Origin of the sequence: Aeromonas sp. BIGb0445, from assembly GCF_024809075.1 — a bacterium.
GTDB lineage: Bacteria > Pseudomonadota > Gammaproteobacteria > Enterobacterales > Aeromonadaceae > Aeromonas > Aeromonas rivuli.
On sequence record NZ_JANUES010000003.1, the window covers coordinates 655,503 to 676,503 of the forward strand.

22 protein-coding genes are annotated in these 21,001 nt (G+C 61.6%); 7 read left to right on the top strand and 15 right to left on the bottom strand.

The genetic code is table 11. The features are described from left to right. Positions 1-56: 56 nt before the first annotated feature. The 3 genes from djlA to M2367_RS09765 are packed head-to-tail and all read right to left on the bottom strand — an operon-like array spanning position 57 to position 2,594. Positions 57-884 carry a co-chaperone DjlA gene (gene djlA, locus M2367_RS09755; protein WP_042040173.1) on the bottom strand — a complete coding sequence of 276 codons (828 nt, stop codon included), beginning with the start codon at positions 882-884 and terminating at the stop codon, positions 57-59. A gap of 16 nt (positions 885-900) precedes the next feature. After that, positions 901-1,566 (bottom strand): N-acetylmuramate alpha-1-phosphate uridylyltransferase MurU, encoded by a 666-nt coding sequence (gene murU / locus M2367_RS09760; RefSeq protein WP_259236558.1) that lies wholly within the window; start codon positions 1,564-1,566, stop codon positions 901-903. Beyond that, on the bottom strand, positions 1,563-2,594 hold the full coding sequence (locus M2367_RS09765) for an aminoglycoside phosphotransferase family protein (RefSeq protein WP_259236559.1): 1,032 nt from the start codon (positions 2,592-2,594) through the stop codon (positions 1,563-1,565). Before M2367_RS09765 ends, murU begins: the two co-directional genes overlap by 4 nt. A 179-nt stretch (positions 2,595-2,773) precedes the next feature. On the opposite strand from M2367_RS09765, the gene lptD reads away from it, so the two are divergent. From lptD to M2367_RS09795, 6 genes are read left to right on the top strand one after another with little or no spacing between them, the layout of a single operon-like run. Then, on the top strand, positions 2,774-5,173 hold the full coding sequence (gene lptD, locus M2367_RS09770; protein ID WP_259236560.1) for an LPS assembly protein LptD: 2,400 nt from the start codon (positions 2,774-2,776) through the stop codon (positions 5,171-5,173). Between the two features lie 29 nt (positions 5,174-5,202). Next, positions 5,203-6,501, top strand: a complete 1,299-nt coding sequence (gene surA, locus M2367_RS09775; RefSeq protein WP_224432245.1) for a peptidylprolyl isomerase SurA — start codon at positions 5,203-5,205, stop codon at positions 6,499-6,501. Continuing rightward, positions 6,501-7,487: a 4-hydroxythreonine-4-phosphate dehydrogenase PdxA gene (pdxA, locus tag M2367_RS09780; protein WP_259236590.1), complete on the top strand. Its 987-nt coding sequence runs from the start codon at positions 6,501-6,503 to the stop codon at positions 7,485-7,487. Before surA ends, pdxA begins: the two co-directional genes overlap by 1 nt. Beyond that, a complete protein-coding gene (gene rsmA, locus M2367_RS09785) occupies positions 7,484-8,296 on the top strand; it encodes a 16S rRNA (adenine(1518)-N(6)/adenine(1519)-N(6))-dimethyltransferase RsmA (protein WP_224432244.1) in 813 nt (270 codons plus the stop codon). The genes pdxA and rsmA overlap by 4 nt, the downstream gene beginning before the upstream one ends. 4 nt (positions 8,297-8,300) lie before the next feature. Next, positions 8,301-8,663, top strand: coding sequence for a Co2+/Mg2+ efflux protein ApaG (gene apaG / locus M2367_RS09790; protein ID WP_259236561.1), 363 nt, complete (start codon positions 8,301-8,303; stop codon positions 8,661-8,663). A 6-nt stretch (positions 8,664-8,669) separates the two neighbouring features. Further along, a complete protein-coding gene (locus M2367_RS09795; RefSeq protein WP_259236562.1) occupies positions 8,670-9,497 on the top strand; it encodes a symmetrical bis(5'-nucleosyl)-tetraphosphatase in 828 nt (275 codons plus the stop codon). Between the two features lie 69 nt (positions 9,498-9,566). Here the strand turns inward: M2367_RS09795 and folA are convergent, their stop codons facing one another. The 4 genes from folA to M2367_RS09815 form a co-directional block, all read right to left on the bottom strand. Continuing rightward, on the bottom strand, positions 9,567-10,067 hold the full coding sequence (gene folA / locus M2367_RS09800) for a type 3 dihydrofolate reductase (protein WP_224432241.1): 501 nt from the start codon (positions 10,065-10,067) through the stop codon (positions 9,567-9,569). A gap of 24 nt (positions 10,068-10,091) precedes the next feature. Then, positions 10,092-10,559, bottom strand: a complete 468-nt coding sequence (locus M2367_RS09805; protein ID WP_042040159.1) for a threonine/serine exporter family protein — start codon at positions 10,557-10,559, stop codon at positions 10,092-10,094. Between the two features lie 58 nt (positions 10,560-10,617). Further along, positions 10,618-11,430: a threonine/serine exporter family protein gene (locus tag M2367_RS09810; RefSeq protein WP_042040158.1), complete on the bottom strand. Its 813-nt coding sequence runs from the start codon at positions 11,428-11,430 to the stop codon at positions 10,618-10,620. 308 nt (positions 11,431-11,738) lie between these two features. Further along, on the bottom strand, positions 11,739-12,077 hold the full coding sequence (locus M2367_RS09815) for a DUF3135 domain-containing protein (RefSeq protein WP_042040157.1): 339 nt from the start codon (positions 12,075-12,077) through the stop codon (positions 11,739-11,741). Between the two features lie 412 nt (positions 12,078-12,489). On the opposite strand from M2367_RS09815, the gene mog reads away from it, so the two are divergent. After that, positions 12,490-13,020, top strand: coding sequence for a molybdopterin adenylyltransferase (gene mog / locus M2367_RS09820; protein ID WP_042040156.1), 531 nt, complete (start codon positions 12,490-12,492; stop codon positions 13,018-13,020). A gap of 60 nt (positions 13,021-13,080) precedes the next feature. Here the strand turns inward: mog and M2367_RS09825 are convergent, their stop codons facing one another. From M2367_RS09825 to M2367_RS09860, 8 genes are all read right to left on the bottom strand, one after another. Beyond that, on the bottom strand, positions 13,081-14,319 hold the full coding sequence (locus M2367_RS09825; RefSeq protein WP_259236563.1) for a beta-ketoacyl-ACP synthase: 1,239 nt from the start codon (positions 14,317-14,319) through the stop codon (positions 13,081-13,083). Further along, positions 14,316-15,041, bottom strand: a complete 726-nt coding sequence (locus tag M2367_RS09830) for a 3-ketoacyl-ACP reductase FabG2 (RefSeq protein ID WP_042040154.1) — start codon at positions 15,039-15,041, stop codon at positions 14,316-14,318. Before M2367_RS09830 ends, M2367_RS09825 begins: the two co-directional genes overlap by 4 nt. A gap of 108 nt (positions 15,042-15,149) precedes the next feature. After that, on the bottom strand, positions 15,150-15,608 hold the full coding sequence (locus M2367_RS09835; RefSeq protein ID WP_259236564.1) for a hotdog family protein: 459 nt from the start codon (positions 15,606-15,608) through the stop codon (positions 15,150-15,152). Next, positions 15,601-16,881, bottom strand: a complete 1,281-nt coding sequence (locus tag M2367_RS09840) for a beta-ketoacyl-[acyl-carrier-protein] synthase family protein (protein WP_259236565.1) — start codon at positions 16,879-16,881, stop codon at positions 15,601-15,603. The genes M2367_RS09835 and M2367_RS09840 overlap by 8 nt, the downstream gene beginning before the upstream one ends. Continuing rightward, on the bottom strand, positions 16,878-17,456 hold the full coding sequence (locus M2367_RS09845; RefSeq protein WP_259236566.1) for a DUF3261 domain-containing protein: 579 nt from the start codon (positions 17,454-17,456) through the stop codon (positions 16,878-16,880). Before M2367_RS09845 ends, M2367_RS09840 begins: the two co-directional genes overlap by 4 nt. Before the next feature lie 49 nt (positions 17,457-17,505). After that, a complete protein-coding gene (locus M2367_RS09850; protein WP_259236567.1) occupies positions 17,506-19,848 on the bottom strand; it encodes an MMPL family transporter in 2,343 nt (780 codons plus the stop codon). Beyond that, positions 19,838-20,449, bottom strand: coding sequence for an outer membrane lipoprotein carrier protein LolA (locus M2367_RS09855; RefSeq protein ID WP_259236568.1), 612 nt, complete (start codon positions 20,447-20,449; stop codon positions 19,838-19,840). Before M2367_RS09855 ends, M2367_RS09850 begins: the two co-directional genes overlap by 11 nt. Beyond that, entirely contained in the window at positions 20,446-20,871 is a 426-nt protein-coding gene (locus M2367_RS09860) for a thioesterase family protein (RefSeq protein WP_259236569.1), read from the bottom strand. Before M2367_RS09860 ends, M2367_RS09855 begins: the two co-directional genes overlap by 4 nt. Positions 20,872-21,001 lie beyond the last annotated feature (130 nt).

Below are 21,001 nucleotides of genomic sequence, written 5' to 3' on the forward strand. Positions count from 1 at the left end.
CAAAAATGCCAGTCTCTCGACTGGCATTTTTTTGGCTGACGTTCGGTGACGTGGGGCTAGCGAATGCCGCGCGCCTCGCGGATCCACTCCCAGGCCTGCTGTATCTCCTGGGCTTTCTCCTTGGCCATCTCCATCATCTCGGGCGGCAGACCCTTGGCGGCCAGCTTGTCCGGGTGATGCTTGCTCATCTCCTTGCGATAGGCCTTCTTCACGTCGGCATCCGACATCTCTTCGCTCACCCCCAGCAACTGGTAGGCGTCCTTGAGCCTGTCACGGCTCGGTGGCTGCTGGCCCGCGGAGTGATGACCCCCCTGATACTGGCCCCGGCCGCCGTGGCGGAAGAAGTTCATCTGTGCCTCGGCCATGGCCAGGATCCGCGCCAGCTCTATCTGGCTAAAGCCCAGCTCCTCGGCAATGGTCTGCAAGATGGCGCGTTCGGCCGCTTCGACCTGACCATCGGCAAAGGCCGCTTGCAGTTGTACCTCCAGGAAGAAACGCAAGATGTCACGCTGGCCCTGGCTCGCACTGCGAAACCCGGCCAGGGTCTGACGCAGGGGAAAATCAGCCTCTTTACCCTCGCGAAACGAACGCTGGGCGTTGCTGCGCTGCTCGGGGGAGAGCCGCATCCGCTCCATCAACGCCGCAGCGACCCGGATCTCCTGCTCGGTGACCTGGCCACCCGCCTTGGCAATGTGGCCCATGACCGCGAAGGTCGCGTGGAAGAAGATGGCTTGCTGCTCGGCGCTCGGGGTGCGACGAAATGCCCCCTGGATGCCGATACCGCGGTCAAACCGGTGACCGAGCCAGAGACCAATCAGCAACCCGAAGATATTGCCGAGTAAAAAACCGAAGAAGGCGCCGAGCACCTTGCCCCAAATACGCATGACTCAAGACCTCATATTAATTAGTGGAGCTTAACTCGTCGTCCAGGGCCCGCAGCCGCGCCACGGTGCCGATATCGCGCCAGTCCCCGATCAGCTGTGCGCCACCCACTCGCCCTTGCGCCATCCAGTCTCGCAGCAGCGGGGCCAGTTTACGACTGCCCTGAGTGAGGGCACTGAAGGCTGACGTGTGGTAAAGACCGACGCCGCTAAAGGTCAATCCGGGGCGATCCAGTACTCTGTCTCCCTCGAGGGAAAAATCCCCGCCCGGGTGTTGGGGAGGATTGGCTACCAGCCAGAGATGGGCGAGATCGTCTCCCAGAGACTGAGACACCAGAGGCGCGTAATCCATTCCCAGCCAGGTATCCCCATTGATCACCAGAAAAGGGCCATCCCCCAGCAGTGGCAGGGCCTGCACTATGCCCCCCGCCGTTTCGAGCGCCGCAGCCTCGGCAGACCAGGCGATCTGTACCCCGACGTCACTGCCATCACCGAGCGCCGCCACCAGCTTGTCGCCGAGCCAGGCATGGTTGATGACCACCTCGCTGATGCCAGCGGCTTTGAGCTTCTCGAGATGATGAACGATAAGCGGCTTGCCCCCCACCCTCAGCAGCGGCTTGGGCACAGTGTCGGTGAGCGGACGCATCCGCTCACCGCGACCGGCCGCCAGTATCATGGCCTTCATGGGCCCTTGCCCTCCAGCACTGCGCCATCAAAACCGGGCAGAACCCGGCGCACCAGCCACTCTCCGAACTCGGCCAGCACCGGATAGGCGGTGCCATGCAGCTCGCACACGTCCACCACATAGCCCAGAGTACGGGGAATATCCTTGAGGTAACCTGACTTGCCATCGCGATGATAGAGACGGGTGAACAGGCCCGCCGCCTTCAGGTGACGCTGCATACCGGTCAGGTCCGCATGACGAAGGAAGCTGACATAATCCAGCTCGCCGAGCAGCCCGGCTTGACTCAATCGGGCATAGCCAAGCTGCATTCCCTGCTCGAGCACCTCATCGGGCCAGCGCACGTAGCAATCCTTCAACAGCGAGACGAGGTCATAGCTGAGGGGGCCCATGACCATGTCTTGAAAATCGATGATGGCCAACTCGCTCAGGGCCGGGACAGGGTCCCCCGCCCCTTCGCTGCACACCATCAGATTGCGACTATGGAAATCTCTGTGCATCACCCCCTGGGGCTGAGCCAGGTTATTGGCGGTGAGGCAGGCGAAAGTGTCATCCAGCAACTGCTGTTCTGCCTCGCTGAGCAGCAGTTGCAGATGCTTGCCCAGCAGCCATTCGGGGAAGATGGCGTTCTCCCGGGCCATGAAGAGCTCATCGAAAGGCTCGAGCGGCAACGCCACGCCCCCCAGCCGGGGCAGCAGCGCAATGGCTTTCTCGTACCAGGCCAGTACGCTGTGCTCACCCAGACAATGAATGAGCTGGATATCGCCAAGATCTGTCACTGCCAGCAGGCCCAGGCTGTAATCGACCGCTCGCACTTCGGGCGCCAGCAGATTGCAGGCATGCAGGGCTGCCGCATTGCGAACAAATTCGTGATTCTTTTCGGTGTGGGGATTGGCATCCACCCAGACAAGATCTGCCCCCCGATAGTAACGGCGGAAACTGGCATCGCCAGAGATAAGGGTCAGCGTCAGCTGGGGGTCGCCGGTGTACTGGCGGGCAAACTGGAGCAGGGAGTCGAAGCGATTGGACATGAGTGAAGGACCGGCTGAAGGTGGAAAGCAGCGCTTGGCTGTTAGCCCTGGCCGCAATAATGCTTTATCATTGCCGGCTAACATAAAGCAATGAGATGCAATGTCAACTCGATGAGTCCTGGCGTATTATGCATGCTCTTGAATCAGCCGTTTCGATACGGATTGCGCGAGTCTTCTAAATGACAAAATGGACACTGGGGCGTGCCTGTCCCATCGCCCTGACCATTGGCCTTGCCAGCCCGGCATATCTCCAGGCTGCGCCATTGAGCGTACCCGCCGCCACTGGTCTGCTGGACGGGCTCTGCTATGACTATGTTCCCAAGATAGAGAAAGCCCCCGCCAATGAGGACGCCAACGCCCTGCCGGTGGAGGTCGATGCCGACAGGCTCGAGGCCAAGCAGGGTGGCACCGCCGTCTATCAGGGCGACGTCAAGGTTCGCCAGGGTGTGCGCAAGTTTGATTCTGATTATGCCCAGGTCGATCAGAAGAGCCGGGATGTGATCGCTATCGGCAACATCTATTACAACGACGGCCAGGTCACTGTCACCAGCGACAAGACCCTGAAATCCAACCTCACCACCAAAGATTCCGAGCTGGAAGAGGGTGTCTATCAGGTGCATGGCTCACCGGTGCGTGGCTCGGCCGAGCGGGTCATCATGACCAATAACAACCAGAACATCACCCTGGAAGGCGCGCAATACACCACCTGCCCACCGGGCCAGGAAGCCTGGACCCTGAAGGCGGGCAGCATCGACATCGATCAGAACGAGGTGTTTGGCGAAGCCTGGAACGCCAGTCTCTGGCTCTATGACTACCCGGTGTTCTACTTCCCCTATATCAACTTTCCGATCAAGGATCAGCGCAAGACGGGTCTGCTCTATCCCAGCTACGAGCAGAGCTCCAAGAACGGCATGGACATCAACCAGCCGTTTTACTGGAACATAGCCCCCAACTACGACGCGACTATCAGCTCTCGTTTCATGGACAGGCGTGGCCTGATGGAGCAGGTCGAGTTCCGCTATATGCCGAACCCGTCCCATACCGGCAGCCTCTATTTCGAGAACCTGGCCGATGACAAGCAGTATGACGAGACGGATACCCTCAATGATTATCTCGCCGATGGTCATCGCTATCTGCTCAGTGCCCGTCATACCTCGCGCTTCCTCGACAATGCCCTGGTGATGTCCCTCGACTACACCAAGGTACGCGATAACGATTACAACTATTTCAACGACTTCTCGCCGCCGGTCGGCACTCAGGTCGATAACCAGTTGCAACAATCCTTCAAGGCCGGTTATTACCAGCAGAACTGGAACCTGACCACAGAGGCGCGCACCTATCAGATATTGCTGGCCGGTGCCCAGCAGCCTCACACCATGTTGCCGCGCATCAATCACAACTTTTACCATCAGGGCAACTGGTACGATCTGGCCTGGAATACCGAATTGACCAATTTCGGCTATGACAACGATCAGTCCACAATCGGCGAGGCCTACACTGGCACCCGCCTCTACAGTGCACCTACCCTGACGGTGCCGCTCATCGATGCGGCTGGCTACTACCTGGATAGCCAATACAAGCTGATGTACACCCAGTACAACCAGGATGTACCGGATAGCAGCAAGCTCACGGCCTATTACCGCAACAAGGGGCTGACCGATCTCGACGACAAGGTCACCCGGGTACTGCCCTCGTTCCGCCTCAAGGGTGGCATGACCTTCGATCGCCAGCAGGATTGGTTTGGTGAAACTGCCAACCAGACCCTGGAGCCCGAGTTTCAGTACCTCTATGTTCCCTACGAGGATCAGGACAACATTGGTATCTATGACTCGACCAGCATGCGCCAGGACTACTACAGCCTGTTCAGCGATCGCCGTTTCGCCGGCCTGGACCGGATAAGTGATTCCAACCGGGTCTCCGTGGGTCTCACCAGCCGGGTCTATGATGCCGTAGGTGATGAACGTCTCCGTCTGGCGGTGGCTCAGGCATTCGACTTCGTCGCCCCCAAGGTAACGCTCTATCCCAGCGATGAGGCGAGCACCAATACCCGCTCCCCCTTGTCGTTCGAGGGGGATGCCAAGATAAGCGAACAGTGGTTCGCCCATGCCGGCGCCCAGTATGACGTGCAGGAAAAAGAGTTCAGCTCCGCCAACAGTGCCCTGGAATACCGCCATGAGAAGCTGGTCAGCCAGGTCAACTACCGCTTCGTGCGTGATGCCAACTATGACCTCACCCGCAGCGGTGAGACGGCCAACATCAATCAGGTCGGCATGGTGGTGGGCTCGCCCATCAATGACCAGTGGCACATGTATGGCGGCTATTACTACGACCTGGATCAGAACGTCAAAGTCGACCGCAAAATAGGCGTCAAATATGACTCCTGTTGCTGGAGCATCAACTTCAACCTGGAGTGGGTCAACAGCCCGGATAACGTCACCTACCAGCCCACTTCGGAGCGTAGTTTCGGCATCCAGTTTGAAATGAAAGGATTGGGTAGTGTGGGTACAGGGGCCAAGGGCACCAGTCTGGATACAGATGCCCTGCCTTACATTCGTCCGTTTAACCTGCGGGACAAGTGAGTCATCGCAAAACGCCTTGAGAGATGGATATGAAGAAGACGTGGATTTCCCTGCTGACCGCAGGCCTGTTAGGTGTCATGAGCCAGAGTGCCCTTGCCTCCCCCGAGCTCATCGACAAGGTGCTGGCGGTGGTCAACAAAGACGTGGTACTCGCCAGCCAGCAAGAGGCCCTGGTCAACAAGATCAAGTTCTCTGCCAAGGAGAGCGGCCAGGCGCTGCCCGATGACGCCACCCTGCGCAAACAGGCGCTGGATCGCCTGATCCAGGAGAGCCTGCAATTGCAGCTGGCGGACCGGCAAGGTCTGAAGATCAGCGATACCCAGCTCGAGCAGGCGATCAACAGCATCGCCGCCGATAACAAGATGAACCTGGAGCAGCTGCGGGCCCAGCTCGACCGTGAGGGTCTGAGTTATGCCCAGTACCGGGAAGAGGTGCGCCGCGAAATCCTGATGAACGAGGTTCGCCGCAACCAGATCCGTCGCCGCATCAACATTTCCGATCAAGAGGTCAAGCAAGTGGTGCAGGCACTGCAGAAACAGGGCCAGCAACAGCAGGAGTTCCATGTCGGTCACATCCAGATAGCCCTGCCGGACAACCCGAGCACCGAACAGCTCAATGCCGCCAAAGCCAAGATCGACAGCCTGCTCAAACGCCTGCGTGATGGCGCGGACTTCCGCGAGCTGGCCATCGCCGAGAGCAATGGTCCCAAGGCCCTGGAAGGGGGGGATTGGGGCTGGATGAGCCCGCAAGAGATGCCCACGCTCATGGCTGAGGCCGTGCAGGGTGCCAAGAAGGGTGACATCGTCGGCCCGCTGCGCTCCGGGGCAGGCCTGCACATCGTCAAGGTGTTTGATGCCAAAGGTGCCCAGCAAGTGGTGCAGACCGAGGTCAAGGCCCGCCACATTCTGATCAAGCCCTCGATCATCCTGAGTGAAGAGAAGGCCAAGGGCATGCTTGATGGCTTCCTCCACGACATCAAGAGCGGCAAGGCTGACTTCGCCGCCCTGGCAGAGAAGTACTCCGAAGACCCCGGTTCTGCGGTACAAGGTGGCGAGCTCGGCTGGTCCGATCCCGGCGTCTATGTGCCCGAGTTCCGCGATATGGTCAATCGCCTGCAACCCGGTCAGTACAGCGAGCCGTTCCGTACCAGCCACGGCTGGCACATAGTGCAGCTCGAAGACAGACGCAGTCAGGACGCCACCGACAAGGCCCAGGAACAGCGCGCTTACCAGCTGATCTACAATCGCCGCTTCGTGGAAGAGTCCCAAGCCTGGCTGGATGAGCTGCGCGATGAAGCCTATATCCGCATCGAAGGCGCCGGCAGTTGATGATTTGCCAACGTCTCGCCATCACCCCGGGTGAGCCGGCCGGTATTGGGCCGGACCTGGTGCTCGACATCGCCCAGCGCGATTGGCCCCACCAGCTGGTGGTGGTGGCCGATCCTGCGCTGATGCGCCGCCGCGCCGCCATGCTGGGGCTCGATATCGAGCTTGTCCCCTATGATCCAGCCCTGCCGGCCAGCCCCCAGCGGGCCGGTAGCCTGACCCTCTGCCCCGTCACCCTGGGGGCAGCGGAGACCGCAGGCGCGCTCAACGAAGCCAATGGCGCCTATGTGCTGGCCACCCTGCAGCGAGCCTGTGATGGCAACCTGAGCGGCGAGTTTGCCGCCGTGGTCACAGGCCCGGTGCACAAGGGCATCATCAACCAGGCCGGGGTCTCGTTTAGCGGCCACACCGAGTTCTTTGCCCAGCAGGCAGGGGTCGGTGATGTGGTCATGCTGCTCGCCACCGACGGCCTGAGGGTGGCGCTGGCCACCACTCATATTCCCCTCGCCAATGTCGCTCGCGCCATTACGGCGGAGCGTCTGGGCAAGGTGATCCGGATCCTGAATGCGGATCTGAACAGCAAGTTTGGTATCACTCGTCCCAGGATCTACGTCTGCGGCCTCAATCCCCACGCCGGGGAAGGGGGTCACCTGGGCCGGGAAGAGATAGACGTGATCGAACCCGCCCTGGCCGCCCTGCGCCAGGAAGGGATCGATCTGGTTGGCCCCCTGCCAGCCGACACCCTGTTCCAGGAGAAGTACCTCAAGGATGCGGACGCGGTACTGACCATGTACCACGACCAGGGGCTGCCCGTGCTCAAATACAAGGGCTTCGGGCGCTCGGTCAATATCACCCTCGGACTCCCCTTTATCCGCACCTCGGTGGATCACGGCACGGCCCTGGACTTGGCAGGCAAGGGCCTGGCCGATTCTGGCAGCCTGATCACCGCGCTTAACCACGCCATTCTGATGGTAGAGAAAAAAATATGAGCAGTAAGATGCACATGGGCCACACGGCCCGTAAGCGTTTCGGTCAGAACTTCTTGCACGACAGCTATGTGATCGATCAGATAGTGGCCGCCATCAATCCGCAGCCGGGTCAGAACCTGGTGGAGATAGGCCCGGGTCTGGCGGCGCTGACCGAACCGGTCGCCTCCCAGATGGACAAGATGACCGTGGTCGAGCTGGACCGTGACTTGGCCGCACGCCTGCGCGAGCACCCCACCCTGAAAGAGAAGCTGACCGTGATCGAAGCCGATGCCATGCGCTTCGACTTCGGCACCCTGATGGGCGAAGGCAAGGGGCCGCTGCGCATCTTCGGCAACCTGCCCTATAACATCTCCACCCCCCTCATCTTCCACCTGTGCGAGTTCGCCGACCGGGTCGAGGACATGCACTTCATGTTGCAAAAAGAGGTGGTATTGCGGATGTGCGCCGGCCCGGGCAGCAAGGCCTATGGTCGCCTGAGCGTCATGGTTCAGTACTACTGCCAGGTGATCCCTGTCCTGGAAGTGGGCCCAGGCGCCTTCAAGCCAGCCCCGAAAGTGGACTCTGCCGTGGTACGCCTGGTGCCCCACAAGACCCCTCCCCTGGTCGCCAAGGATCTGCGCTGCCTGAGCCGGGTCTGTACCGAAGGCTTCGGCCAGCGTCGCAAGACCATCCGCAACAGCTTTGCGAACTTCATTACCGTGGACCAGCTCGCCGAGCTTGGCATTGACAGCACCCTGCGCCCGGAGAACCTCTCCCTGGCACAGTTTGTGACCATCGCCAACTGGCTGGCCGACCAACAGCAGGCCTGACACCATGGCGACACCGACCATTCATATCCGCCCTCATCCCAGCTATGTCGAAGGCAGCCAGGATCCCTACCAGTTTCTCTATCTCATCGAGATCCATAACCTGGGGCCAGGCCCGGCACAACTGCTCGCCCGGCGCTGGATCATCACCGATGCCAACGGCAAGATAGTGGAGGTCGAGGGGCCTGGCGTGGTCGGTGAGCAGCCCGTCATTCCCCCTGGTGAGACCTTCCGCTACCAGAGCGGGGTTCCCCTTGATACCCCCCTCGGGGTCATGGAGGGGAGCTATCGGATGCGCGATGAAGGGGGCAACGAATTTGATGCCCCCATAGCGCCCTTTACCCTGGCGGTTCCCCACATTATCAATTGAGGTTTCATGGCAAACTGTTTTGTCGGCGATGTCCAGGGTTGTTATGACGATCTGCGCCGCCTGCTTGAGCTGGCTGATTTTGATCCCCAGGCAGATACTCTCTGGCTGGCGGGGGATCTGGTGGCGCGGGGGCCGGACTCCCTCTCCGTGCTGCGCTTTGCCAAGTCCCTGGGTGACAAGGCCGTCTGCATACTCGGCAATCATGATCTGCATCTGCTCGCCGTCGCCGAAGGGGTGGCCCCCCTCAAGAAGAAGGACAGATTGCAGGCCTTGATGGAAGCACCGGACAGAGAGGCCCTGCTGGAATGGCTGCGCCATCGACCGCTGCTTGCCGAGTGCCCCCACCCGACACGCCCTGTGATGATGGTCCATGCCGGTCTCTCTCCGACCTGGGATGCCGATACCGCCCGCCGCTGTGCCCGCGAGGTGGAGAGTCTGCTGCAAAGCGATCAGTACCTCTGGCTGCTGCACCACATGTATGGGGATCATCCGGATAGCTGGGACGAAGGCCTGCTCGGCATAGAGCGCTATCGCTACATCATCAACAGCTTCACCCGAATGCGCTTTTGTCACGCCGATGGTCGACTCGACTTCAAGTGCAAGCTGGGGCCCGATGACTCGACCCCCGGCCTGCATCCCTGGTTCGAGCTGCGGGAGCGTCACAGCGATGACCCCACCCTGGTATTCGGCCACTGGGCGGCACTGATGGGCAACACAGGCCGTCCTCATATCAAGGCCCTCGATACCGGCTGCGTCTGGGGCAACACTCTTACCCTGTGGCGTCTGGAAGATGATGCCCTGATCAGCACCCCCTGCCCCCTGCATGCTCGCTGAGCAAGGGATGGTGCATCACGGACAGCAAAAAGGCCCTCACGGGCCTTTTTTCATGGTACGACTGGGGGATCAATGGGCGATCCGCTCCAGGGTCTCGAAACAGTAAGGATGGGGATTGCGCTCATCGGGCTGATGGGCTTCCCGCTCCACGCAGTGCCACTGCTGCCTCTCATACTCCGGGAAGCGGGTGTCACCCTCGACGGCCAGCTCAATGTGAGTCAGATAGAGACGATCCGCGCGCGGCAATAGCTGGGCATAGAGATAACCCCCGCCAATCACCATCAACTCATCGGGCATCTCGCTCTCGGACAAGGTTGCGAAGACTTCCTCGATGGATGAGAAAACCTCAATGTTGGGCGCGCTAAATCCTGAATTACGACTGATCACCAAATTTCGGCGCCCAGGCAGCGGGCGGCCAATAGACTCAAATGTCTTTCGCCCCATCAATACCGGTTTGCCAAGGGTGACCCTCTTGAAGTGGGCCAGATCGGCGGGCAGGTGCCAGGGCATCTGGTTGTCCTTGCCGATCACCCGATCCCGGGCCATGGCGGCAATCATGGAAATCTTCATGGGTTCAGCCTCTCACGCCGTCTCTCACACAATGGGGCGATTACGGTACACGACCAGCGAGGGTATCGCCAGCCCGAAGCTCAATGCTCCTACGATAAAAATAGCCTTCAAACCATTCTCCAGGGCGCTCTGAATAAGCGCCAGGGTCACGCCGTGAATGTTGAGTTCGACGATGGCTATCATCGTCTTGAACGCATAGCTGCCCGGGATCATCGGGATGATAGAGGCCACGCTGAACACGGGGCGCGGGGCCAGCAGCCGCCGCGACCAATAGACACAGACAAAGCCGACCGTGGTCGCCGCCGCCAGGGTTGCCCACTCGATGGGCATCCCCTCGTGCATCAGCAAGGTGCGCAGACTATGGGCCAGGGCGCCCCCCATGGCGCAGTACTTGAGCATGCGGGGCGGCACGTTGAACAACATGGCAAACCCCACCGCGGGAATGGCCGACCAGAAGGCATCCTTGGCCAACAACCATGACAGCTCCATCATGGCCTGCTCCCATCACCACCGGCTGACGGGAGCGCTGCCATAGCATGCGAGATGCGGTTCATATCAGCCTCCACCATACCTTGCCTCCCCAGACCTCGGCGATGGACATGGCCAGTATGATACCGATGGCGGCGCTGATGGTGAGCAGGGTCGCCGTCCCCCAGCGGGCCAGTCCCATGTTGAAGTAACCCTTGACCATGTCAGAGACCGCATTGATGAGGGGGAACCCCGGCACCAGCAACAGCACGCTGGCCGCCATGGCGAGGTAGGGCTGCTCGCCCCAGCCAAAGAAGGTGGCGCTGGAGGCAAGGAGCGTTGCGATAAAACCGGTCAGGGCAAAATTGATCAGCGGACTGTGATGGTGGCGCGCCATCAGCTGGCGTACCCGCATGGCAACGGCGCTGGCGACAAAAGTCACCAGGAAAATGGGCCAATCGCCGCCGAACAACAGGCTGAAGGCACCACAGGATAGACCCACCATGGGCACGACCAGCCAGGGGTGATAGTGGAAGGGCTTGATGGCATCGAGTCGCTGCCTGACTTCCCGCGCCCCAATGAGATGCTTCTCAGCCATGATGCACAGCCGTTGCACCTCACACACCACCTGCATATTGATGCCGTGCTCGCGCACCCTGCGGGTGGTGGTGACACAATGCCCCTGATAGAGGCTGGTCAACACTATGGCGCTTGAGGAGATGGCCATCTCGACACTCTCCAGTCCAAGCGCCAGGCCCAGCCGCGTTGTCGTTTGCTCAATGAGCCGGCTTTCGGCACCAAACTGGGCCAACATCTGCCCTGCCTTGACGAGGATACGGGTGACCTCCGTCTGCTGTTCCCGGGACAGCACCCTTCTTGGACTGATACTTCTCATGTTCCCTTCGAGTCGTAGCGTTAAAGGCACTATCTTAGCCTGGCTGGCCAGGCTATTCACCCACCCCTGGCAGGGTAAAATAGGGGGCAAGATCAACGAACCGGATGATAAATAGCTTGCAACCGGTATCACTCATAATAAAGCGCGCAGCTAACGGCCCCCATGGGATAGCGGTCTCTTTCGGATCACCCAATGTCAGCGCGATAAAGGAAACACGACCAGGATATGCCAAATACGGCCCAGCTGGGTCAGCGGAAATAATCCATTCCCGTCTATAAAACCCGGTATTGAATATTTCCGAATGACACTTATTTGTGGCGATGGTCCTGCAATGAGATCACATTATTACGGGGTGGCAAGGGAGGGAGTTCATCTTCGTCCGAGAGATAGCAGAGCCGGCTCATTTCACTTCGCATCAGGAAGAAGGAGTCTTGCATCATATTGACGATGCGAAGGCAGCTATCGATGGGGTTCTTGGCCAGCCTGCGCTGGCAGTCGACCTGAAACTGCAACCCTCTCAATCTGCGCTGCTGATCCGGGGTGGCCGTTTCTATCACCGCCTCTATCTGTTCATAGAGCAGGGTCTCAAGCAGATGAGGCTCTGTCGCGGCAAGCCGTTTCAAGGTGTCAAAATCAGGTAATTCCATGTCGCCCTCCACTCTCGCATTGAGAGGGTGTGATGCTGGCACATTGACTCTTCCAGCCTCTCCTACTGGTTATATATGCCAAGGGTGAGCGGAGTTCAATTTACCACCAGACAGTCGACAAGCTTCCATTGAATACTGCCAATCAGGACATCAAGATATTAACCATTACAGATCAGCACGTTGAATTTGAAACGCCAATATCCTGTCTAACCATCAATCCTTATACATTTTTCACAAGCAGGGCAGCACCATTATTCCCATTACTGACTTCCGGCCTGAAAATGTATTTTCAAGCCGTATGCCAAGAGCCGGTTCAAGCAGGCGACACCTCGGGCATTAAGGCCAGCATTTAACATATCTATCTGATTATGCTATTTTATTTCCCTATCCACCGCGACAGACAAGGGGTCGTATGAATAAGGCAAAGATCGGCATCGTCACCGTCAGTGACAGGGCCAGTGCAGGCATCTACGAGGATCTCTCCGGCAAGGCCATCATGGACACGCTCGGCTGCTATCTGAGCTCTGAATGGGAAGCCGTCTACCGCCTGATCCCGGACGAGCAACCCCAGATTGAGGCGTGTCTGGCTCAACTGGCGGATGACATGCAGTGCTGCCTCATCGTCACCACGGGGGGCACAGGCCCTGCCAAGCGGGATGTCACCCCGGAGGCGACCGAAGCGGTGTGCGATCGCATGATGCCGGGCTTCGGTGAACTGATGCGCGCCGAGTCCCTCAAGTTCGTCCCGACCGCCATACTGTCGCGCCAGACCGCGGGGCTGCGGGGCAGCACCCTGATCGTCAACCTGCCAGGCAAACCAAAATCCATTCGCGAGTGCCTGGATGCGGTCTTCCCCGCCATTCCCTACTGCATCGATCTGATGGACGGCCCCTATCTCGAGTGCGATGAGAGCGTCATCAAGCCGTTTCGCCCCAAGCAGTAAGCGCAGCTCATCCCCCATAAAAAGAGGCGCCCAGGGGCGCCTCTTTTACCATCTTGATGGTCACGGCCAGCGCTTGAAGATGAGCGAGGTATTGATGCCGCCAAAGGCGAAGTTGTTGGACATCAGATACGCCACATCCAGCACCCGGCCACCGCTGCGGATATGGTCCAGCGGGGCGCAGGCGGGATCCGGCTCGTTCAGGTTGAGGGTGGGAGAGAACCAGCCCTCATTCATCATCTCCAGAGAGAGCCAGGCCTCGATGGCGCCGCAGGCCCCCAGGGTGTGACCAAAGTAGCTTTTCAATGAGGAGATGGGGGTCTTGTCCCCGAAAATAGCACCAGTGGCATGGCTTTCGGCAATATCGCCGCGCTCGGTCGCCGTGCCGTGAGCACTGATATAGCCAATATCCCCAGCCTGCAAACCGGCATCATTCAGGGCCATCTCCATGCAGAGCTGCATGGTCTCTCTCTGGGGCTGGGTGACATGGGCGGCATCGCAGTTGGTGGCAAAGCCCACCAACTCGGCGAGTATGGTCGCGCCCCGGGCCAGGGCATGCTCCAGCTCCTCCAGAATAAGGGTGCCTGCCCCCTCCCCGATCACCAGCCCATCGCGCTCCCTGTCGAAGGGCCTGGGGCTCAGCTGCGGGGTCTCATTTTGCAAGCTGGTCGCGAACAGGGTGTCAAACACCACCGCCTCGGAGGGGCAGAGCTCCTCGGCGCCCCCCGCCACCATCAGATCCTGATAGCCATGCTTGATCGCCTCATAGGCATAACCAATGCCCTGACTGCCGGAGGTGCAGGCGCTCGAGGTGGGAATGACCCGGCCTCGCAGACCGAAGAAGAGGCCGGTATTGACCGCCGCCGTGTGTGGCATCATCTGCACATAGGTGGTGGCCGTGATGCTGGCGGTGGTCTTGTCGTTGAGCATGGCGCCGAAGGCGCTGATGGGCGCGGTGCTGCCCGTGGAGGAGCCATAGGCGATGCCGGTGCGTCCACCGGTGAGAACCGGATGGCCAATCAGGCCGGCGCGGATCAGGGCAAGCTCGGTCGCCACCGTGGAGAGCTGTGAGACCCGGCCCATGGCGCGGGTCTGCTTGCGGGTATAGTGGCTCGGCAGCACAAAGTCTGGGATGGGGGCGGCCAACCGGGTATTGAGCCCCTCATAGACCGCCCACTCCGGCATCTGGCACACTCCATTGCGCTCGGCCTTGAGGCGGGGCCCCACGCTCTGCCAGTCGTTGCCAAAGGCGGTCACCCCGGCCATGCCGGTGACCACGACCCGCCTGCTGTTCGCGCTCATATCAGGCCCCCGTTGATGGAGATCACCTGACGGGTGACATAAGCCGCTACGTCCGACATCAGGTAGGAGACCAGCCCCGCCACTTCATCTGCCTGGCCCATGCGCTTGAGCGGGATCATCTTCATCGCCTCGGCCTCCACCTCGGCATTGACCATGCCGGTGTCGATGAGCCCGGGGGCCACGCAGTTGACCGTGATCTTGCGTTTGGCCAGCTCCAGGGCCAGGGCCTTGCTGGCCCCTATGATGCCCGCCTTGGCCGCGCTGTAGTTGACCTGGCCCCTGTTACCCATGATGCCGGAGACAGAGGAGAGGGTGACGATGCGCCCCCCCCGCCGCAGCCCAATCATCGGCATGATGCAGGGCTTGAGCAGGTTGTAGAAACCATCCAGATTGGTGTGCACTACCCCATCCCAATCCTCATCGGTCAGGGCCGGGAAGGCACCGTCGCGGATGACACCGGCATTGCTGACCACGCCGTAATAGGCGCCATGGGTCTCGATGTCCGACTCGAGCCGGCTGCGGCACGCCTCCCGGTTCGAGATATCGAACTGGATCAGTCGCCCCTGGCCCCCCGCCGCCACGAGCTCGGCCAGGGTTGCCTCGGCACCCGAACGGTCACTGTGATAGTGCACCACGATGTGAAAACCATCCCTGGCCAGCTGCAGGGCGATGGCACGGCCTATGCCCTTGCTGGCACCCGTCACCAATACGGTGGAACTCATAAATCAATCCTTCCCTAACAAATTCAGATAATGGGGCCTCAGGCACCCAGAGCGCCCCTCAGGCGGCACTCTGTTGCCCGCCGAGCCAGCCCCCTGGCCAGCCCGGCGCTATCGGTCAAGCGGCAAGATATTGGCCAGTTCGCTATCACTGGGCAGATAGGTGCTCAGCCGCGCCTCGGCACAGAGCCTATCACCGCGCAAGATCCGGCACTCGAAACTGGCCATGCCACCATCTTCCAGCAGGCATTCGGCCTCGATGACGAGCCGCTCCCCGACCGCGAAGGCGGGCAGCTGGCTCTGATACTGGCGACTGCCGAGCAGCATGCCGATGCGCACCGGTTCGCCCCGCTCGCGCCCCCGCATCCCGGCCCAGGCGGCTATGGTCTGGGCCATCAGCTCCAGGCCGACCCAGGCGGGCAGGCTCCCCTGCTCATCGAGCAGCAGGCGGTGGCGATCCCCCACCCGGGTCTCGCAGCGCACCCGCGTCCCCTGGTAATCGAGCAGGCTATCGAGCAGCAGCATGGGGGCCTGATGGGGCAACAGCTCGGCGATGGTTATCTCATTCATGGTCGGTATTCATCTCTTGTGCCGCAAGGGGCGCAGTCCCCTCGGCGGAGCCTGCCACGTCCCGGCGACCCAGCAGCAGACTGACGTTATTGCCACCAAAGGCGAAGGAGTTCGACAGAGTCAGGGCGAGGGGCTCACCGGCGAGAGCAGACCCGCGTCCCTGCATGAGTTCAATCTGGGCCAGGGCCGCATCCTGCACGCTTCCCTGCCCGGGAGCTGGCAACCCTAGCTCCATCAACAGGCAGCAGAGCGCCGCCTCTATGGCGCCCGCCGCCCCCAGACAATGACCGGTCAGCATCTTGCTGGAGCTGCAGGGGGCCGTCTCATCGCCCCCGAATAATCGGGCCAGGGCGCGGCTCTCCATCTCATCGTTGAGTCGGGTCGCGGTGCCATGCAGGTTGATGTAGTCGAGCGCCCTGGCCTCCACCCCTCCCTGCTGCAGGGCCATGCGCATGGCCGCCTCGGCCCCCACCCCTTCCGGATGAGGGGCCGAGATATGCCAGGCATCGGAGGATTCCCCCGCCCCCAGCAACGCCAGCGGCGCCGGGGCCTGGCTCAGCAAAAAGAGGGCGGCCCCCTCGCCGATGTTGATGCCGCGTCTATCCGCGGCGAAGGGGCGGCAGCGCGCCAGACTCAGGGACTCCAGGCTGTCAAAACCATTGAGGGTCAAGCCGCACAAGCTGTCGGCCCCGCCGACGATCACCGCGTCGGCCAGCCCGGCCGCCAGCAGCCGCTGGCCGCTGATAAAGGCGCGGGCACTGGATGAACAGGCGGTCGAAAGGGTGTAAGCCGGCCCCGTCAGGGCCAGCTGGCGTGCCAGAAACTCACTCGGCGAACCCAGTTCCTGCTGGCGATAGTCAAATGCAGCTGGCAATGACGCCCCCCGCTCCCTGGCCGCCACCGCCAGCTCCGCCTCGGCAATCCCCGCCGTGCTGGTACCCAGTACGATGGCGATGCGATCCGCCCCCAGTCGGGTCACCAGCGCATCGACACTGGGCCGGATCTGGGCCAGGGCCGCCAGCAGCAGTCGATTGTTGCGAGAGTCATAGGCCGCCAGTGTGTCAGGGACGGGAGGCAGCGCCCCCCTCACCCGGCCCACAGGGGTGAGTCGGCCATCACTCAGGGCTTGCTGTTCAGTGTCGAGGGGGCTGATGCCCTCCACCTGCCAGGCGGTCAGGGCCGTGCTCACCGCCGCCTTGCCCTCCCCCAGGGCACAGATCAGGCCGTAAGCCTGGATATAGCAGGGGGAGATAGGGTTCATTGCCTGGGTCATGGGGCCAGCTTCTCCATCTGCAACTGGTAATCGAAGGCATGCTGCACCAGACGCACAGGTTCTCGCTCTCCGGCGATATCTTGATAGAAGATCTCGCTCACCAGCGTGCCCTTGGGGTCTCGCAGGCGCCGCACCATGCCCTCGTCCTTGAGCTGCCAACCCCTGGGCAGTTGCGGCTGCCAGGATTGAATGGGCCAGTAGCTGAGCATGACATCGGCCAATACCTGAGCCACCGGGGGCAGGGTCGTGCCTCCCAGCAGGCTGGAGAGTTGCTCGGTGCGAATCGCCTCACCGTCATAACTCACGCGAAACAGCCGGATCCCGCTCGGGGTCAACCCCACCAGGGTGAGCTGGCGGCCATCGGCCTCCAACACCGTCAGCAGCTGATGCTCACCCCCCTGGGTCCTGGCACTCAGCAACTGTTGGCGATAGAGCGGCTGAACCAGGGTCGGCGCCGGTAACACCAGACGGGTCTCCTGGGTCAGGAAAGCGCGATTATCCGGCACCGCGGTCGGCGCACTGGCACAGGCGCTCAGCAAGCTGGCGCATAAACAGAGAGGCAGAAGCGACTTCATCTTGTGTCCCGGGCGTCTGGGGTGGGCCAAAAAGGGGTGGATCATGGGATCATCTCCGGTCCAGCACCAGCGGCGACAGGAGGAAAGCGGTAAAGATACCGCCGCTCAACACCAGACCAAAACCCGCAATGGCCGGAGTGTGACTCAGGGCCAATAGCCCGAATGCCAGCTGGGTGGTCAGGTTGGCCAGCAAGATGGCAAGCAGGGTCGAGCGCTGCCGGTGGGGATCGACGCCACTGTGGGCAAAAAAGAGCCCGTAGTCGATGCCGATGCCAAAGATGAGACTCAGGGCCAGGACACCAAACAGGGTGAGCGGCTGACCACAGGCGGCAAGCAGGGCCAGGCCCGCCCCCAGGGCCAGGACGTTGACCAGCAGGACTCGCCCCCCCTTGCGCCAACCCAGCCGCCAGCCGAGCAACAGGGCGACCAGTCCCATGGCCACTCCCAGCAGCTCGGCCAGCTTGATGCGATAGTGGGCGAACAGCTGGCTCCATTGCGCCCGCTGATCCTGCCAATAGACGCCGGACTGGTTTGCCGCCAGGTTCGCCATGGCCGTCGGCGCGCTCACCCCTGAGATCGGCAGCCAGATGGCGACCCGGCCATCGGCCATGCCGTGCCAGAGCAGGCGGCTCCCCTCGCTGACCGGGCTGGCCAGCCACAGCGCGGGCGTCAGTGGCTGCCAGGGTCTGGCGACGCCCTTGACCGGCACCCCGACCTGGTTGAGCCCTGCCACCACCTCGGGCAGGAGCTTGCCAAGGGCGTCGTGATCCGCCCTTTGCTGCGCGAGGGATGGCAGCCACTGCGCCAGCGAGACGAATCCGGTCAGTTGCCCCTGGGCCTTGGCCAAGGCAAGCGTCCGGGTCAGGGCCTCCAGCCGTTGCAAGGCCGCCTCCCCATCGTTCCCCGTCACCAGAAAACCCGCCATGCCCCCCTGCTGGCCAATGAGGCGCTGGATCTGCTGCTCCTGGGCTTGCAGCTCAGCGGGCAGCGGTTGCAGACGGCCGATATCATCATCGATCTGCAACCGGCTCAGACCCGCGGCCACCAGCAACAGGCACGTCAGCGGCAGGCCCCAGCGCAAGCCGCGTCGCTCGCGCCACAGATTGAGCCAGCCGCTTAGCCACACCAACCCCCTGGGCTCTCCTTGCGGCAGGGGGCCCAGCCAGAGCGGGAAGAGGCAGATCACTGTGATGAAGGCGGCGAACAGTCCGGCCAGGGCGCACAGCGCGAGCTGTTGCAAACCGGGGAAGGGTGCCAACCAGAGCAGGCCATAGCCGATCAGGGTGGTGAGCAGCGCCAGCCAGAGGCTGGGCAGCAGCCGGATCCTCGTCTGATGGGGGCTCTCCTCACCCCCATGCAGACGCCGCTCGCTCAGAAAATGCAGGCCATAGTCGATGGCGATGCCGATGAGACTGGTGCTGATCACCAGGGTAAAGAGGTGCACTTCGCCAAACCAGAGCAGCACGGCCAAGAGCCCCCAGCCCAGACCGATGAGGATGGGCAGCAGGGCAAGCCAGAGCGCACGGGCCGAGCGGAACACCACCCAGATGAGCAGCACCACCCCAATCAGCGAGCCCAGCCCTATGGTGGAGATATCCGCCTGAGCCAGGTTGCTGGCATGCTGGCTATAAAACAGCGTGCCACGACGCAGCAGCTCGACCCCCGGATAGTGCGCCTTGAGGGTCTGCTCGGCCTCGTCGAGTCGGCCGAGCAGGGCGCCGTTGCGGGAGAGATCGAAGGCGGAGCGATCCAGCTCGGCCCGCAGCATATACCAGCGCCGTCCCGTCTCATCCTGGCTCACCAGCCAGTCATGGTCGAGGCGCAGCGGCGTGGCTGCCTGGCCCTGTACCCCGGCCCGGGTCAGCAGCAGGGGATCGGATTGCCACTCGGCGCGGGAGACGCCGCCAAAGGGGCTGTAGATCTGGCCGAGTACCCACTGGCTCCACGCCTCGGGGCCAGCCGCCAACCTGACACGGCTGCGCTCATCGAGCCGCTGCCAGGCGTAGTCATGCAGATACCCTTGCCAGGCTCCCGTCAGCTCAGGCTGGGCACCGCGAACGCTACTGAGCTCAGGCAGCCGTGCGAGAGACTCGGCCCAGGCCTCTGCCGCGGCGCGGCCATCCTGGCCCGCCGGCAGGCTCAGCATCCAGACCAGCTGACCATCGAGCTGGCGCAGCAACCCCTGCTGCAGAGCCGGATCCAGGGCGGAACGCTCACTTTGGGGCAGCAGATCCATCAGGCTGGTGTTGATGCGACTGTGGGGCAGCAGATAGCCGAGCAGCGCCAACGCCAGCAGGCAGAGCAGCAACCAGCCCAGGGCAAGCTTGCGCCAGCTGGCCTCGCCGATGCCAAGGGTCGGCTGCGATGGGACTATGGGCGCTTTATCGGGCAAAATAGGCCTCTTGCTCAGGGGGAAGTGGCAGCGTCACTGCCTGCCAGCGGGAGAAGTGGATGCGGGTCTCATCCCCTTGTCTGTCTGCGATCGACAGCTTATCCAACTGCTCGCGACCACTCAGGGTGAGCTTGGCAAATACCTTGTCAAGGGGCGACGCCAGCGGCGTCAGGGTCAGGGCCCACCCCTGCTCGCCGGACTGAAAATCGAGGTCAAAATAGCGGGCCAGCGCCTGCTCGTTCGAACCAAACAGCGCCAGCAGCATCTTGCTGAATTCGAGCAGCTGGGGGTTGTCGATCACCTCGGCCCGCCCCTGACCCACCCGCTGGCTCATGCGCTGGTCGGTGAGGCTGAGGGCGAGATCAAAGGGGGCCTGCTGATGCCACCAGAGCCCCTTGCTCCGTACCAGCAGCAGCTCGCCGCTGGCCCGCAGGGGCTGGCTTAAGCCTGCCACCTGTTTCTCCTGCTCAAACCGGGCGCGCTGAGCGGGCTGCTCGCTCAGCAACTGACGCACCTCGGCCTGGGTCATGGCCGCGGCCTGGAGAGGTAACGGGCTCAGCACCGTCGTCAGCAGCAGCGCCAGGCTTAACCAGCGCCTCATTCGCTCACTCCCAGCTTGTCGAGCAGCACCCGGGGCGAGGCCAGGCACATCTCGCCACTCTCCTTGTCCACCGCCACCTGAATGCTGTAGCCCTTGCTGGTACGCACGCCGCTGGCGGCGTCGAACAGCTCGTACTCGATTTTGAGCCGGTTCTGATACTCGCAGAGTCGGGCCTCGACTCGCACCTTCTGACCAAAGCGCAGGGGCGCCATGTACTTGAGTCGCAAGTCGATGACGGGCCAGACATAGCCGGAGGCCTCCATCTGGGGATAGTTGTAATCGATGCGCTCGAGCAGGGCGCAGCGGGCCAGCTCGATATAACGCACATAATGGCCATGCCAGGCCACCGCCATCATGTCCACGTCGTGAAACGGGATCTCTATCTCGATACTGTGGCTAATCATCCAGGACTCATGCTGCATACAGACTCTCCATCGGGCCGTGCCAGACATCCGCTGCCATCATGTCCACGTCGTGAAACGGGATCTCTATCTCGATACTGTGGCTAATCATCCAGGACTCATGCTGCATACAGACTCTCCATCGGGCCGT

Coding starts and splice junctions, on each gene's coding strand:
- djlA (WP_042040173.1), bottom strand. CDS start 884: ATGCGTATTTGGGGCAAGGTGCTCGGCGCCTTCTTCGGTTTTTTACTC.
- murU (WP_259236558.1), bottom strand. CDS start 1,566: ATGAAGGCCATGATACTGGCGGCCGGTCGCGGTGAGCGGATGCGTCCG.
- M2367_RS09765 (WP_259236559.1), bottom strand. CDS start 2,594: ATGTCCAATCGCTTCGACTCCCTGCTCCAGTTTGCCCGCCAGTACACC.
- lptD (WP_259236560.1), top strand. CDS start 2,774: ATGACAAAATGGACACTGGGGCGTGCCTGTCCCATCGCCCTGACCATT.
- surA (WP_224432245.1), top strand. CDS start 5,203: ATGAAGAAGACGTGGATTTCCCTGCTGACCGCAGGCCTGTTAGGTGTC.
- pdxA (WP_259236590.1), top strand. CDS start 6,501: ATGATTTGCCAACGTCTCGCCATCACCCCGGGTGAGCCGGCCGGTATT.
- rsmA (WP_224432244.1), top strand. CDS start 7,484: ATGAGCAGTAAGATGCACATGGGCCACACGGCCCGTAAGCGTTTCGGT.
- apaG (WP_259236561.1), top strand. CDS start 8,301: ATGGCGACACCGACCATTCATATCCGCCCTCATCCCAGCTATGTCGAA.
- M2367_RS09795 (WP_259236562.1), top strand. CDS start 8,670: ATGGCAAACTGTTTTGTCGGCGATGTCCAGGGTTGTTATGACGATCTG.
- folA (WP_224432241.1), bottom strand. CDS start 10,067: ATGAAGATTTCCATGATTGCCGCCATGGCCCGGGATCGGGTGATCGGC.
- M2367_RS09805 (WP_042040159.1), bottom strand. CDS start 10,559: ATGATGGAGCTGTCATGGTTGTTGGCCAAGGATGCCTTCTGGTCGGCC.
- M2367_RS09810 (WP_042040158.1), bottom strand. CDS start 11,430: ATGAGAAGTATCAGTCCAAGAAGGGTGCTGTCCCGGGAACAGCAGACG.
- M2367_RS09815 (WP_042040157.1), bottom strand. CDS start 12,077: ATGGAATTACCTGATTTTGACACCTTGAAACGGCTTGCCGCGACAGAG.
- mog (WP_042040156.1), top strand. CDS start 12,490: ATGAATAAGGCAAAGATCGGCATCGTCACCGTCAGTGACAGGGCCAGT.
- M2367_RS09825 (WP_259236563.1), bottom strand. CDS start 14,319: ATGAGCGCGAACAGCAGGCGGGTCGTGGTCACCGGCATGGCCGGGGTG.
- M2367_RS09830 (WP_042040154.1), bottom strand. CDS start 15,041: ATGAGTTCCACCGTATTGGTGACGGGTGCCAGCAAGGGCATAGGCCGT.
- M2367_RS09835 (WP_259236564.1), bottom strand. CDS start 15,608: ATGAATGAGATAACCATCGCCGAGCTGTTGCCCCATCAGGCCCCCATG.
- M2367_RS09840 (WP_259236565.1), bottom strand. CDS start 16,881: ATGACCCAGGCAATGAACCCTATCTCCCCCTGCTATATCCAGGCTTAC.
- M2367_RS09845 (WP_259236566.1), bottom strand. CDS start 17,456: ATGAAGTCGCTTCTGCCTCTCTGTTTATGCGCCAGCTTGCTGAGCGCC.
- M2367_RS09855 (WP_259236568.1), bottom strand. CDS start 20,449: ATGAGGCGCTGGTTAAGCCTGGCGCTGCTGCTGACGACGGTGCTGAGC.
- M2367_RS09860 (WP_259236569.1), bottom strand. CDS start 20,871: ATGCAGCATGAGTCCTGGATGATTAGCCACAGTATCGAGATAGAGATC.